Here is a 14,562-nt window from a genome sequence, read left to right as displayed (position 1 = left end):
TTACCAAACCAATTATTAACCTAAATTATGAAATTATATACTCTTATTACTCTTTTGCTTTTCTTTAATACTATAACGCAAAGGAAATTAATTTCGTGTCAGCAAAAGATGGGATTAACATATTTTAACGGAATACCATAAAAAAGCCCTGTTGAAAACAGGGCTCCATATCACTTTGACTTTTCTTTTTCTTCTTGATAAACCAATCTTAACCGATCCAGAATGTCCTTATATTTTGGGTCCGATGCTACATTTACCATTTCATTGGGATCTTTTTTCAGATCATATAACATTTCATAACCATGCTCAATAAAATTGATGTATTTATAATCTTTTGATACCAACGCTTGAGTTTTAGGTAATCCCGGAGATCCTATAAAAGTATGCTCATAGAAAAATTGATTGCGTTTTTTGATTTTTCCTTCGTACATATCTACCAAATCAACACCTTGCATTCCAGAGGGTGCCTCAAAATTAAGCATCCCTAATATGGTAGGAGCAATATCAATATTCAAAGCAAATGATTTCTTATCTTTCTTGCCTTGGATTTCCTTGTTTAATGGGTTGTAAATAATCAACGGTACATGGGTGCTTTCCTTAAATGGAAACCATTTCCCCATGACACCATGTTCGCCTAATGAAAAACCATGGTCACTGATAAAAACAATAATGGTATTATCTGAAATTCCTAAATCTTTCAGTTTTGCCATGATATTACCGATTGCCTCATCAACGCCAGATACAGATGCATAATAATCCCTGGTATTTTTAACCAATAGCTCATTGTCAGAGAAAAATCCTTGCCAACGTTTTCTTCCGATATTCTCATCAGTTTTGAAGAAATCGGGAAAACTATTCCATACTTCTGGTGCTGCAGAAGGAGGAGGGGTAATATTAACATCATCATACATGCCCTTAACTTTATCCTGAAGTAAATAATGTGCTGGAACATCGCCCTTAGGGTCAATTTCATGCGCAGCATTAAAGTTTATCTGAATAAAAAATGGATCCTCGCTTCTGTAATTTTCTAACCAATTATTTGTCTTTAAAGCAACATTATCTGTATGATGGATTCCATTTTCCATCCATGGAAAACTAGGGTCCCAATAATCAAATGCGTCAGTTGAAGGTGGTTTTGAAACACCATAGGGACCTACCCAAGCTAGTTTATATCCATGCTTTTTCAATTGTAAAGGCAATGTCTCAGCAAATGTTTCTGCATTAAAACCCTTGCTGAAATCATCGATACCATGCCTTGATTGATGCTGACCAGAAAGTATACTTGCCCGACTCACAGAACAGATCGCCGTAGTGACATGCGAATTGGAAAAATTCAAACCATTTTTAGCCAGCCAATCCAAATTCGGCGTTTTAATAAATGGATTGCCAGAAACTCCAAGAGCCTCCGCCCGATGACTCTCCCCAACAATAAGGATAATATTTGGTCGAGGATTGTTGCTGCCTTTATTCATCTTTGCCTGCGTAAAACTAGTAGAAGATATTACCATGAATAGGCAAAAACTGTATAGGTATTTGAATATAGTTTTCATAGAAACCGGTTTAGGTAAAGGATGGTCTATACAATAAATATAATGTTTCCCAAGTGCCCAATCAAAATTCAACAGCAACAATTTTGATAAGATTATTATTGATGGGGTTGTAGTTGATTATATTATGTCTACAAGGATTTGCATTTATTTAAAGCTTCACTATTAATATTAATAGCTTATGTGTATGAATTGAACTCATATGGATAATTTTTAAAACTAAGATTCAAGCCTTTAAATGAATAGTATAAAGAAATTTTTCTTTAAAAATAAAATATTTAAAATAATTACTCTAAAACTAAAATTAACTACATTTATTTTAAATAAAATTCTATAAACATAATTAAATAATTGTTAAAGAAAATACAGTAAAATTAACTTAGTTAAAAACTTAAATCATGAAATCCATAATCTTTATTATTTCAATAATATGTCTTTTGTTATTTTCTCTGAAAGGGTATTCGCAAGAAGAGTCAGAAAGTAGAAAAGGAATGTTTGGCCTCACCTATAAATATAGTTTTACAGATGATAATAATACCAAAGAATATGTTTCTAATGGTCATTCTATTTTGATAAATAGAATGTTTACGGTAGATAAATTGGTTTCCGTTGGCCCAGCATTGGATTACACCTATCTGAAGGGATTAGATAACAGAAACAACCTTAGCTTGGGTGCAGATGTTTATTTATATCCTCTACATTTGATTTCTTTATTAAAAGAAGAAGGATATATGCCTACTAAAGATAATTACTTTATGTCTATGGGTTGGTATAAAACCATTAACAAAAGTAATCTCAATTCGATATTTAATGTGATTTTTTATGTTTATTCGCTTCCTGTAGGCAATAAATTAAAAATATCACCTACTATCGGAGCCTCCTTTTACAGACGGAAAGAACAGCAAACAGAAGATTTTAGTTTTTACAATATAGGTTTAAGCCTTCGATTATAGATCAATAATCTCCAAGAGTGGTGGGAGTTTTTTAGTGCCCTATCTTTCGATAGGGCTTCTAAAAATATAGTTTGTTTTTATTGTTGTTCTACTTCTTCTTTTTCCTTGACAGGTTCAGATTCTGGTCTGTTATATTTATGGATAATCAAACGGATACCTGAGTTTTTGGTCAAGAATTTTATTGACCAGTTAACAAATGTCACCAATCTGTTTCTGAAGCCGAAGATGGACACTAAATGGACGAACATCCAAGTCATCCATGCTAAGAATCCTTTCATGTGTAAGCTTCCCATATCTACTACTGCTCTGTTTCTACCTACAGTAGCCATTGAACCTTTATCAAAATACTTGAAGTTTTCAGTTTCCTGATTGTTCAATTGATTCAAGATATGTTTAGCGACATATTTACCTTGCTGCTGTGCTACTGGAGCAACACCAGGAAGCCCTCTCGGATTTTCTTCAGTGATCATTGCTGACACGTCTCCGATTGCATATACATCCTTTTCACCATCGACAACGCATTGCTCGTTGGTCAAAATTCGGTTTCCACGTTGGATAATCTCCGGATTTAAACCCTCAGGCATCTGACCCATTACTCCAGCTCCCCAGATCACCGTTTTTGTAGGGATCTTTTCTCCAGAAGATAAGGTAACCGTGTTGCCATCATAGTCTGTAACAACGGTGTTTAAGATGGTCTTGACTCCTAATTCTTGTAAATACCTTTCAGCATCACGGGATGATTTCTCTGAAAGAGCTCCCAATATTTTGCCAGTACCCTCGACCAAATAAACTTTCATTTCGTAAGTCGATAGTTCAGGATAGTCCTTTTTCAACATATGTTGCTGATATTCAGCGATAGCTCCAGATAGCTCGACACCTGTTGGGCCACCTCCAACAACAACAAAGTTTAAATAACGTTCCCTATCAGAAGTATTTTTACGAAGTACAGCTTCTTCAAGGTTTTGTAATAGATAACTGCGGATATTCAGTGCTTCAATGATGTTCTTCATTGGTAAAGCATATTTTTCAACTTGCTTGTTCCCGAAGAAGTTTGAAGTAGCTCCCGTTGCGATAACCAGATAATCATAGTCGTAGTCAGCAACTGATGTATGAACCATTTTGTTCTTTGTGTCAATGCTCAATACCTCAGCCAATCTGAAACGAAAGTTCTTTTGGTTTTTGAACATCTTGCGCAATGGAAACGAAATGGAATCTGACGCTAGGGTTCCTGTTGCAACTTGGTACATCAAGGGTTGAAATGTGTGGTAGTTGTTACGGTCAATCAGTAAAACTTCAACCTCTTTGTTTTTCAATTGGCGGGCCAATTCCACACCTCCGAACCCAGCTCCAATTATGATTACTCGGGGAAAGTTTCTTTCAGAACGATTTAGCAACATAATACTTCCTTGTTATAAGAATTATAAATAAAGTCACAAATATCTGACATTTTATCGCATATTCCATTAAATAATTGCATTAATTTTAGGGAAACAGCGAAATTAATGTTTAAACTCATGCTATCTTCTTTGTATTCAGTAACTTAAATAACCAATACTAAGTGTAGTTAGTACACTATTGATAAGGCTATTGTAAACTACCTTTGATTTTTACGGTCAAACCGTTATTCATATCGGTCAACCTTAGCTGGCATGCTAAGCGGCTATTATCATCCGAATCTGGCAAGGTATCCAACATGTCCAATTCTTGGTCTTCTGGCTCTGGGAGATTTTCCGCGCCAGAGAGAACTTCAACATGACATGTAGCACATAAGGCCATACCACCGCAGGTCGCCAATATTTCATATTCTGAAGCTTTCAGGATCTCCATCAAGCTCAAATTTACACCTGTAGGGACCAGCACTTCTTGAACCGTCCCATCTCTATCTTCTACATTGATTGTAATAATATTATCCATGTCTAAAATGCATTAATACCGTTTACAGTGGTGTACTTAAAACTCAATTTTTGTTCAGGGTATACATATTTAAATGCACTTTGCACCATCAGCGCTGCTTCATGGTAACCACATAGTATAAGCTTTAACTTACCAGGGTAGGTATTGATGTCACCTATGGCATAGATACGTTCCACATTGGTTGAATAATCAAAAGTATTAACCTCAATGGCGTTTTTATCAATGTTCAATCCCAATCCGCAATCGGACCGAGTTTTGGACTCAAACCATACAACGGAATGAAATGGTCTGTATTTATAACAACTTCCTCCTTGCTTTTGTTTGTCATAAGTACAGATTCTAAATGACCATTTCCGTTGAGCCTCTGTAAGTTATGTGAGAGAAGTAGGTTGATTTTACCGTTCTGTGCGAGGTTGAATACTTTCTCTGCAGAATCTGGTGCTCCCCTGAAACTATCACTGCGATGTACCAAGGTAACTTCCTTCGCGATATCACTCAGAAAGATTGTCCAATCCAATGCCGAATCACCACCACCAGCAATGACAATTCGCTGGTCTCGGAATTTCTCTGGATCTTTTACCATGTAGTGAACGTTTTTACCTTCGTATGTCGTAAGATTTTCAAGCTCAGGCTTTCTCGGCTCGAAGCAACCTAGGCCACCAGCGATTACTACAACCTGACAATGGATCAGAGTTCCTTCAGAACCAATCACAATATAGGAGCCATCTTCTTGTTTTTGTAACTCATCAACACGCTCTCCTAAAGTGAATGTGGGTTTGAACGGATCAATCTGTTCCATTTGGTTATTGATCAATTCTTGAGCCGTTATGCTCGGATATCCCGGAATATCATATATGGGTTTGTGCGGATAAATCTCCGATAATTGGCCGCCAACCTGTGGAAGCGCATCTATCAGATGACAACGCATCTTTAACAGTCCTGCTTCAAAAACAGCAAACAGACCAACAGGTCCAGCCCCAATAATGCAAATATCTGTTGTGATCATATCTATTTAGTTTCTAGATTATTATAAATTGTATTTAAAATTCTTGTGAAATGTTCAAAATCCTCATCCGTTAAATTCTCCCAAGCTTTCATCCTAAATTCCTTAACCATAGGAGCCAACGTTTTTGCTTGATCTTTGCCTGTATCTGTCAATTGAATATGCAAACACCTCCGATCTGTTGGATGCTCAACGCGCATTACATAACCCTTCTTAATCAATAGGTCGATTATACGGGTCATAGTAGGCTGATCTTTCCCACACAGATCTGCCAAATCCTTATGAGTTAAATCCTCATGCTCATACAAAGTCTTGATAACGGACCATTGGTCAACTGTCAAATCAATCCCATGATTTGAAAATGATGATTGGGCAAATTGTTTAACCCTCCTGGCCGTACGGTCCAAAACCAAGGAATATTGATTGAATTTTTCTTTTAGCATAACAATTATTAGTATGACAAGTAAAATTACCGAATGTTTAATGAATAAAAGAAATCTGAGCTAAAAATTACAAGAAATAGACCAGGAAAGAAGGAGGGAAGAAGGGTTACAAGACAAAGGCCATCTGCTTGAGATGGCCTTTGTCTTGTTTTCCATGGATTAGTAGATCCATTTGAAATTATATTGTTTTTCTGGGATTTTCATGCGGTCTGCCAAGCGCAACAAGCGATCTGGAAGTCTCATTAAATAGTCCCTAGCTTTTTCACCGTTTTCATTAAGACCTGTTACTTGATCAATTTTCCAATCAGCTATAAGTTCTTTTAGAATGTCCACATAATCTACAGCAAGTATAAACACCCAATCGTTGTGCCGCGTCTGAAAAATGCGCAAAAGCATCACCTTGAGGTTCGCCTGATTCTCTTAGGAAATGAGCCGGCATTACGATTTTTTTCTTCATCATATCCTCAAAGGCAATCATCACTTCGCTAGGATCGACCACCATGGCATGTGAAATAAAAGACATATATGCTTTGGCATGGCGCGCTTCATCTGAAGCAATTACACCACACATCTTAGCTAATAATTTGTCGCCACTCTTTTTTGATAATGCCGCAACACGTCTATGTGATACATTGGTTGCCAATTCTTGAAAAGATGTATAGATAAAGTTGCGGTAAGGATCAGCACCTGTACCGATGTCAAAACCATCTTTAATTAAATATTGTACTGAGATTTCGAATTGCCTCATGTCAATTCTTCCCGATAAATAAAGATATTTGTTCAAAAGATCGCCATGACGGTTTTCTTCTGCTGTCCATGCGCGCACCCATTTCATCCAACCGCCTTGCTCATTCTTATTCACATCATCTACCATAGTCAACCAGGATTCATAGGTAGGAAGAGCTTCCTCCGTAACCGTGTCGCCAATAAGCACCGCAACCAAGTCGTATGGCAGCTCTTTGGCACTCTCTTGTAAATCACGTACTTCCTCAAAGAAAGTATCCCTTGATGAATCCGGTAAGAAGTCAGCAGGTTGCCACATATCTTCTACAGGCTTAAGATAGTCCGCCATCTCATTCAACATGAATGGCTCCAAATAGGTCATGACCTCTTTCCTTGATCCTTCCGGAATATTTAAAGGTAGTTCTTGCATAGTTTAACAAAGGTAATTAATATGAATTTAATATTTTTTTATTTAACCACAGAATTGTGATTATTACTTTTAAATAACTTGAATCATGCCAATTATGTTTTATTATATATTAACTTTGTAGGAATTAAATAAACATGCTAGAATTGGATACACTAGATATAAAAACGATTAGAGAGGATTTTCCCATATTGAAACGTGAGGTAAACGGGAAACCTTTAGTCTATTTAGATAATGGTGCTACAACGCAGAAACCTAAAGCTGTAATCGACGCCATCCTAAACTATTATACAGATATGAACAGTAATGTGCACCGCGGTGTTCATTACTTAAGCCAGATCTCAACCGATGCTTTTGAGGTAACCCGGAGGAAAGTTCAGGAATTTATCAACGCAAAACATGATTACGAAATCATTATCACCAAAGGAACAACAGAAAGCATAAACTTAGTGGCAACATGCTATGGTCAGAAATTTATTTCTGAAGGTGATGAAGTCATTATATCAGCAATGGAACATCACTCCAATATTGTTCCTTGGCAGATGCTATGTGAGGCCAAAGGTGCTACACTTAAGGTGATCCCAATGTCAGAAGCCGGAGAGTTGGATATGGATGTGTATAAATCCTATCTGAACCCTAGAACAAAGATTGTTTCTGTGAATTATGTTTCTAATGCTTTGGGAACTATAAACCCAGTAAGAGAAATAATCAGGCTGGCACATGAGAATAATACTCCTGTATTGTTAGATGCTGCTCAGGCAGTTCAACACATCAAAATCGATGTGCAGGAATTAGATGTTGATTTCTTGGTGTTCTCTGGTCACAAAATGTATGGACCAACTGGAGTTGGGGTGCTTTATGGGAAAGAAGAGTGGTTGAACAAGATGCCTCCTTACCAAGGTGGTGGAGATATGATCAAAGATGTGACGTTTGAGAAAACTACATACAACGAACTTCCATTTAAATTTGAAGCAGGCACACCGAATATAGAGGCTGGTATAGCATTGAATGCTGCCATAGACTATATCAATGAGTTAGGAATTGACAATATCAAAAAATATGAAGATGATCTGCTTGCCTATGCAACCGAGAGGCTTCTGGAAATTGACGGATTGAGAATCATTGGAACTGCCAAAGAAAAATCCTCAGTAATCTCTTTTGTTGTAGATGGAACACATCCTTATGACATCGGGGTTTTATTGGACAAATTAGGTATCGCAGTACGTACAGGACACCATTGTGCGCAACCAGTTATGGAACAATTCCATATCCCAGGTACTGTAAGGGCAAGTTTAGCAGTTTATAACACAAAAGATGAAGTAGATGCATTGGTTGCAGGCGTGAAAAGAGCCGTAGCCATGTTAGTATAAATAGAATATGACGATTAACGAAATACAGGATGAATTGATCGAGGACTTTTCCTTTTATCAAGATTGGATGGAGAAATACGAATTTATTATCCAATTGGGCAAAGAACTACCATTGATTGATGAAGCCAACAGACAAGACCAATATATCATTAAAGGATGCCAATCAAAAGTGTGGTTGGTGCCTGAAATGAAAGATGATAAATTAACCTTTACAGCCGATTCTGATGCGGTAATAACCAAAGGATTGGTGAGCTTAATGGTGAAAGTCCTGTCAGGACATACACCTAAAGAAATTGCAAATGCTGATCTTTATTTTATCGATCAAATTGGTCTAAAAGAACATCTTTCACCAACAAGGGCAAATGGTCTGCTTTCTATGGTAAAGCAAATGAAACTATACGCTATAGCTCTCCAAGCTAAAGCATCATAAAACAAAGAAAGCTGCAATCTGCAGCTTTTTTTATTTCACCAAATCATGCTCATAGCTCCTATATTCTACAAAGCTCTTTTTGATATGATTTATAATATCAACATCTGTCATGTTGCGATATTCCATAATGGATGGCCGATAAGTATTCTGAAAAACTAAAGCCTCTTCACCTTTTAAGCCCGTATATTTTTCAATCAGTTCAATTTTAAATCCCATGTCTATATACTGAATGGTTATAATGTCTTCTTCCATTTGTTGCTGTCTATCAACTTTAGGCTTCTTCTTAAATAACATTCTTGAAATCGCAAGAAGGTCTACAGATATAAGACTAGATGTACTTCCATTTGCCTTCATCATTGCCGAATTACCGACTTCAGATCGGTCCATTACAATCTCACGGTATTTTGGTGTCTTTGGAATCCCTAAGTTGAGCTTAAACTGAAAGGTGTCTTTCTTCACTTTTTTGCTTTTTACAGTAATCTCCTCAATGGGAATGGAGGATTCAATCATCTCAACGAAAATGGTTTTGAGCCCCTCTAGGCTGTCTTTCTGAATAACAACCCTTCTATACGAAGGAAGTGTAAAAACAATGCTGTCCGAATCCTTAACCGCAATACGGAATTCTGCCTGACCGTTTGAATAGGTTATTGATTTACCACTTTGAACCTTTACGTTCAACAATGGCTTGAAAGATACCTTATCCCTGATTTTTCCTGTAATAATATCTTGTCCATAAGAATTATGGAAAGTCATAATTATTAAAAGGCAAACTAGAAATCTCATTTAGGCAAAATGTTATACCTAAATTTAATACATAAAAGTTTGCGATACAGTAAATTAACTTATTTTAACTTGAGTGCTGTTAGTTTTGAACTTTCAGGAAGCTGGAATGAACTTTCCTGCCGAAAAAAATCTGTGCTTTTTTGTTGAAATCTTCAGGGTCATCGGTCGTGAAAAATTGAAGCATTTTTCCTTTAGAACACTTTTCTTCAACTTCGGGATGTCTTTCCAGATAATCGACAAGACTTTCCGCAACCAGTTTGCCCTGAGATATGATTTTTATACCTTTCGGAACATACTTTTCAATCATGGGCAGTAAAAGTGGATAATGCGTACAGGCCAAGAGAATAGTGTCAATGTCTGTCGATGTTGAAAGTAACTGTTGAATATCCTGCTGTACAAAAAAGTTAGCACCTTCACCCTCCAGCTCATTGTTTTCGACTAGAGGTACCCAAAATGGGCATGCATGCTGAAAAACTTCGATCTGTGGATGAAATTTATTGATCTCAAGCACATAAGAATTTGAATTTACAGTCCCTTGAGTAGCCAAGATCCCTACTTTGTTGGTCTTTGTAAATTGATCCACTACTTCGGAGGTAGGTCGAATAACACCCAATACCTTTTTGCCTTCAGGAAGGTCGTTTTGCTGGATAGTTCGCAATGCCTTGGCAGATGCCGTATTGCAAGCCAGAATCACCAAATTACAGCCTAGGTCAAATAACTTGAAAACACATTCCTTGGTATATTCATAAACTGTTTCAAAGGATCTTGTACCATACGGAACTCTCGCATTATCCCCTAAATAGATATAATCATATTCCGGAAGATGCTTGTGGATTTCCTTGAATACCGTTAAACCACCATAACCCGAATCAAAAATACCGATAGGACCTGAACTGTTTGTTTTCGACATGAACTTGTGTCTTTCTTTTTGTTTCTTACAAAGGTTGTTGATTCTAACTTGAAATGCAAGGAAATTTGAATTAAAAGCTCATTGCCATGGTTGGTGTTAATTGAAATGGTTGGTGTTGATTGCCATGGTTGGTGTCTCCACCAACCATCACTTAAGTGGGCTTATTTGTGATTACCCCAAGCACTAACCCCAAAGGGGTTTTACTATTATAAAACGGATATGACGCATTCCAACCCCAGAGGGGTGTAACTATTATAGAAATGATAATACGGCGCCAATCAACCCTGTAGGGGTGTCACTATAAATTGCTGGTTAATTAAATAACTATCCACACTACCGAACAAACTAAAATCCTGTAATGCGACCAAATAGTTTCCCAAGCTAAAGCTTGAGAATGACACGCATTCCTGATGGGTTAGGTGGGATTTGGGCGGGTAAGTGGTCGCTGCGGCGACCACTTACCCGCCCAAATCCAACCTTCACTAAACAAAGGAACCTGTCATTCCCTCTCGTAAGAGAGGGAAACTATTTAGTGAACTATACACAGCTAGTTTGAATGAGCGAAGATGACTTGCCGGCCATGGTTGGTGTTGATTGCCATGGTTTGTGTCCCCACCAACCATCACTTAGGGCGGCTTGTTTGTGATTTCCCCAAGCACTAACCCCAGAGGGGTGTAACTATTATAGAAATGATGATACGGCGCCATTCAACCCTGTAGGGGTGTCACTATTATAGAAATGATGATACGGCGCCATTCAACCCTGTAGGGGTGTCACTATTATAGACTTTTTGGCTAATGTTAACTTAATATTAAATTTTATAATTTTTTTATATATGGATTAAACTTTGATAGCTTTGGGTTGCTCTAATTCAGTATAAAAATTATTACTAATTATGAAATCATCGTACAAGATCTCTTTACTTTTCGTGGGATTAGCCCTCTTATTTTCATGTTCAAAAAATAATATTGAACCAAAGCCGGAACCTGAAAAGGAACCAGATACTTTATATTATGACAGCAAGTTTGAGCTGTATGTAGAGAATTCCAATTCTGTAGGCAAACAAAGTCTGAACATTTATGAGGAATTAGTTGCCAAAATAAATTTCATTGATATACAGGGTGAGTATTCTATACCTATTATTAGATCAGGATTTGATTCAATCGTATGGAAAGTTCCAGGTGTCTTTTCCGAAAAGGGTAGAGAAAATTCTGTACTGGTTGGTAAAGGAGTTGTTTTTGCTCAACCAGGCGCGTATACATTGTTTGTGCAGGGGTATAAAAAGGGAGAGGTGATCTGTAAAGACTCTGTTGAATTTGAAGTTAAAAATGATAGAGATTTCTTTGGCGTAAATTGGAAAGACGAAGAAGATAGGCATTTCTCGACTTATGTTGAAAATGTGAATGGATTTCACTTAAATCATGAATTTTTCTATAACAATGGAGTAAAATATGCAACTTTAACTGGTTTTTCAAGCAATTCTTCCGAAGGAAATAATAAAATGATTAAAGAAAAGATTCATCAGACCTTTAACAAATTTTTAACCAACCTGTATGGGGAAAGTAAATACGAATTTAAGGGGACTGACTATAGAAAATCAGATCTAATGGATGAATATAAAGCTATTTTTAAAACGGAGGCTAGGGAGTATTCTTATCCATTAAAAATCTGGCAAACAAGCAAAAATAATATTGCCATTATGATAGAATATTTTAGAAATGATCCGGACGACTACTGGTACATTGTAAAAGCTGAACCTAGGGAATAAAAAAAGATTCTATGAAAATAAAAATTTCCGCATTAATCGCCTTTCTGTTGATTTTTGGATGTTCAAATGCTCAAAATTTAATTCAAAAAGTTAGGATTTCTGAGTCAGGACATTCCATGGAATATGAAAATGGAAAACCCTTCTTTTGGTTAGGTGATACTGCTTGGGAGTTATTTCATAGACTAAAAATCGAAGAAATCGAAAATTATCTTGATAATAGGAAAGAAAAGGGATTCAACGTTATTCAATGTGTTGTGTTGGCAGAATTAGATGGTGTATTAGTGCCCAATCGATATGGACATGTACCTTTTTTGGAGAATGATCCAACTAGGTTTAATGAACATTATTTTCAGTTGGTTGATACGGTGGTAAAAATGGCTGAAAAAAAGGGTATGTACCTTGCAATTTTGCCGACATGGGGAGATAAGGTAACGCTAAAATACGGAGGTGCAGGTCCAGTTATTTTCAATGAACAAAATGCTTTTGTTTATGGGGAATTATTAGGCGAGCGATATAAGGGCTTTAATAATATCTTTTGGATATTAGGTGGCGACCGCCCGCCAGCCGACAACGATGAAACTTGGTTGTCAATTTATTCAGCCATGGCCTATGGTATTGATAAAGGATCTGAGAAAAAGACTCTAAAGTCCTTCCATCCAGGTGGATTTATTTGGGAGTCCAGCAAAATGTTGCAACAAGAACCTTGGATGGATTTCAACATGATACAATCAGGACATGCCAAGCTGGATGTCCCGGTTTGGGAATTTATTAAAACAGATTGGAATCTTAAGCCTTCAAAACCCACCATGGATGCCGAGCCTTGCTATGAAGATCATCCAATTAACCCTTGGAATGGTTGGGATCCTACAAAAGGATATTTTCGGGATTGGGAGGTCAGACGCCAAATTTACAGGTCCGTCTTTGCAGGTGGATTTGGTGTTACTTATGGGCATCATGCTATATGGCAGTTCTTTGGACCAGCATATAAGGCGGTAAATTATCCCGACCGAAACTGGCAGGCAGCATTAGATAGACCAGCAGCTTTCCAAGCCGGATTTTTAAAAGATCTTATCTTATCTCGACCATCAACAAATAGAATACCTGCCCAAGCATTAATCAAAAACCAAGATACTTTTGAAAATAAAAATTTCATGGTCGCTTTTACAGATAATGCCAAGTCTTATGCAATGATTTATTTGCCCAACAATAAATCTGCCAAGATAAATATGAAAGAAATTCCGAGTAAAAGAATAAAGTATAGTTGGTTTAGGCCAGAAACAGGTAAAATAGTTCGATCAAAAAACATAAAAACAAAAGGTGATTTAGAGTTCCAAGTTCCAGATACCATTAGTAAAGATTGGGTTTTGATCTTGGATAAGATTGAATGATTCTTATTGGAGAAATATCATTGCCGTCATAAAAAAAAGGAAAGCAGTACTGCTTTCCTTTTTTTTATCCCTAAGCCTTTAACAGCTCTGGTTTTTCTTTATATAATTTCCACATTAACTCGCCAAACAATGTATTTGTCCAGGCGAACCAATGACGTGTGAATTTCTTTGGATCATCTTTGTGGAATGATTCATGCATAAAACCGGTTCCACCGTGTGTTTTCTTCAATGTCTGCACACAATTGCGAATTTCCTCATCATTGGTCGACGTATTTGCACGCATGATGATCGACATTGGCCATATCATATCACGCCCAATGTGTGGGCCACCGATACCTTCTGCATAGGTACCCTTAAAGAAGAATGGGTTCTCTTCAGAAAGAATAAAATTCCTTGTTCTTTGATACACCTCATCATTTACATCTACCGCACCTAAATAAGGCAATGCTAAAAGGCTAGGGACGTTTGCATCATCCATCATCAAATAACTGCCGAATCCATCCACCTCAAAAGCATAAACTCTACCATGGGTAGGGTGATCGATAATACCATATTTGTTGACTGCTGTCTCAACCTCATTTGCCAAACCCTCCATTTGTTCAGCCAAAGCGGTGTTGTTTTTTACCTTTCTCAGGATTTCTGCTGACTGACGTAAGCTGACAATCGCAAATAAATTAGAAGGGATCAAAAAGCCAAAGATGCTGGAGTCATCAGATGGACGGAAGCTCGAAACGATCAAACCAACAGGTTTTACAGGATATCCATAGCCGTCTACTTGCAGCGTGTCTGAACCTCTGGAAGTTGTTCTTTCAAATTTATAGGGCCCTAGGCTATCTTTGCGTTGCTGTTCTTTGAATGTTCTCAACGTTGCTTCTTGTGCTTTAACCCAGGTGTCATCGAACG

Annotated in this window: 14 protein-coding genes and 1 pseudogene; 5 read left to right on the top strand and 10 right to left on the bottom strand. The window is 37.2% G+C overall.

The annotated features are described in order from the left end of the window. Positions 1-170: 170 nt before the first annotated feature. The gene (locus FGL31_RS16980; RefSeq protein WP_138093224.1) at positions 171-1,550 is read right to left on the bottom strand and encodes a sulfatase-like hydrolase/transferase; all 1,380 of its coding nucleotides are present in this window, start codon (positions 1,548-1,550) and stop codon (positions 171-173) included. A gap of 395 nt (positions 1,551-1,945) precedes the next feature. On the opposite strand from FGL31_RS16980, the gene FGL31_RS16975 reads away from it, so the two are divergent. Continuing rightward, on the top strand, positions 1,946-2,500 hold the full coding sequence (locus tag FGL31_RS16975; RefSeq protein WP_138093221.1) for a hypothetical protein: 555 nt from the start codon (positions 1,946-1,948) through the stop codon (positions 2,498-2,500). A gap of 77 nt (positions 2,501-2,577) precedes the next feature. On the opposite strand, the gene FGL31_RS16970 is transcribed toward FGL31_RS16975, so the two are convergent. The 6 genes and pseudogenes from FGL31_RS16970 to FGL31_RS16950 all read right to left on the bottom strand — a co-directional run bounded on the left by FGL31_RS16970 (position 2,578) and on the right by FGL31_RS16950 (position 7,013). After that, positions 2,578-3,897 (bottom strand): NAD(P)/FAD-dependent oxidoreductase, encoded by a 1,320-nt coding sequence (locus FGL31_RS16970; protein ID WP_138093218.1) that lies wholly within the window; start codon positions 3,895-3,897, stop codon positions 2,578-2,580. A 187-nt stretch (positions 3,898-4,084) separates the two neighbouring features. Then, positions 4,085-4,414 carry a 2Fe-2S iron-sulfur cluster-binding protein gene (locus tag FGL31_RS16965; protein ID WP_138093215.1) on the bottom strand — a complete coding sequence of 110 codons (330 nt, stop codon included), beginning with the start codon at positions 4,412-4,414 and terminating at the stop codon, positions 4,085-4,087. 2 nt (positions 4,415-4,416) lie between these two features. Continuing rightward, entirely contained in the window at positions 4,417-4,650 is a 234-nt protein-coding gene (locus tag FGL31_RS26290) for a hypothetical protein (RefSeq protein WP_232046882.1), read from the bottom strand. Next, on the bottom strand, positions 4,641-5,420 hold the full coding sequence (locus FGL31_RS16960; RefSeq protein ID WP_232046881.1) for an NAD(P)/FAD-dependent oxidoreductase: 780 nt from the start codon (positions 5,418-5,420) through the stop codon (positions 4,641-4,643). The genes FGL31_RS26290 and FGL31_RS16960 overlap by 10 nt, the downstream gene beginning before the upstream one ends. A 2-nt stretch (positions 5,421-5,422) precedes the next feature. After that, positions 5,423-5,860 (bottom strand): MarR family winged helix-turn-helix transcriptional regulator, encoded by a 438-nt coding sequence (locus FGL31_RS16955; RefSeq protein WP_138093212.1) that lies wholly within the window; start codon positions 5,858-5,860, stop codon positions 5,423-5,425. A gap of 159 nt (positions 5,861-6,019) precedes the next feature. Next, positions 6,020-7,013, bottom strand: a pseudogene (locus FGL31_RS16950) (acyl-ACP desaturase). 143 nt (positions 7,014-7,156) lie between these two features. Here FGL31_RS16950 and FGL31_RS16945 point away from each other — a divergent pair. Both FGL31_RS16945 and FGL31_RS16940 read left to right on the top strand, forming a co-directional pair. Beyond that, a complete protein-coding gene (locus tag FGL31_RS16945; RefSeq protein WP_373604705.1) occupies positions 7,157-8,380 on the top strand; it encodes an aminotransferase class V-fold PLP-dependent enzyme in 1,224 nt (407 codons plus the stop codon). A gap of 7 nt (positions 8,381-8,387) precedes the next feature. Next, on the top strand, positions 8,388-8,810 hold the full coding sequence (locus FGL31_RS16940; protein ID WP_099371668.1) for a SufE family protein: 423 nt from the start codon (positions 8,388-8,390) through the stop codon (positions 8,808-8,810). A gap of 30 nt (positions 8,811-8,840) precedes the next feature. Here the strand turns inward: FGL31_RS16940 and FGL31_RS16935 are convergent, their stop codons facing one another. Together FGL31_RS16935 and murI are read right to left on the bottom strand one after the other, a co-directional pair. Next, a complete protein-coding gene (locus tag FGL31_RS16935) occupies positions 8,841-9,563 on the bottom strand; it encodes a hypothetical protein (RefSeq protein WP_138093209.1) in 723 nt (240 codons plus the stop codon). A gap of 109 nt (positions 9,564-9,672) precedes the next feature. Next, the gene (murI, locus tag FGL31_RS16930) at positions 9,673-10,503 is read right to left on the bottom strand and encodes a glutamate racemase (protein ID WP_138093206.1); all 831 of its coding nucleotides are present in this window, start codon (positions 10,501-10,503) and stop codon (positions 9,673-9,675) included. An 895-nt stretch (positions 10,504-11,398) separates the two neighbouring features. On the opposite strand from murI, the gene FGL31_RS16925 reads away from it, so the two are divergent. Together FGL31_RS16925 and FGL31_RS16920 are read left to right on the top strand one after the other, a co-directional pair. Beyond that, positions 11,399-12,271, top strand: coding sequence for a hypothetical protein (locus FGL31_RS16925; protein ID WP_138093203.1), 873 nt, complete (start codon positions 11,399-11,401; stop codon positions 12,269-12,271). An 11-nt stretch (positions 12,272-12,282) separates the two neighbouring features. After that, positions 12,283-13,659: a glycoside hydrolase family 140 protein gene (locus FGL31_RS16920; RefSeq protein ID WP_138093200.1), complete on the top strand. Its 1,377-nt coding sequence runs from the start codon at positions 12,283-12,285 to the stop codon at positions 13,657-13,659. 70 nt (positions 13,660-13,729) lie between these two features. Here the strand turns inward: FGL31_RS16920 and FGL31_RS30400 are convergent, their stop codons facing one another. Further along, a complete protein-coding gene (locus FGL31_RS30400; protein WP_446677076.1) occupies positions 13,730-14,524 on the bottom strand; it encodes a glycoside hydrolase family 125 protein in 795 nt (264 codons plus the stop codon). Positions 14,525-14,562 lie beyond the last annotated feature (38 nt).

The sequence above is a fragment of the Sphingobacterium daejeonense genome, from assembly GCF_901472535.1.
Lineage (GTDB): Bacteria > Bacteroidota > Bacteroidia > Sphingobacteriales > Sphingobacteriaceae > Sphingobacterium > Sphingobacterium daejeonense.
This window is presented reverse-complemented; position numbering and strand designations above follow the sequence as displayed.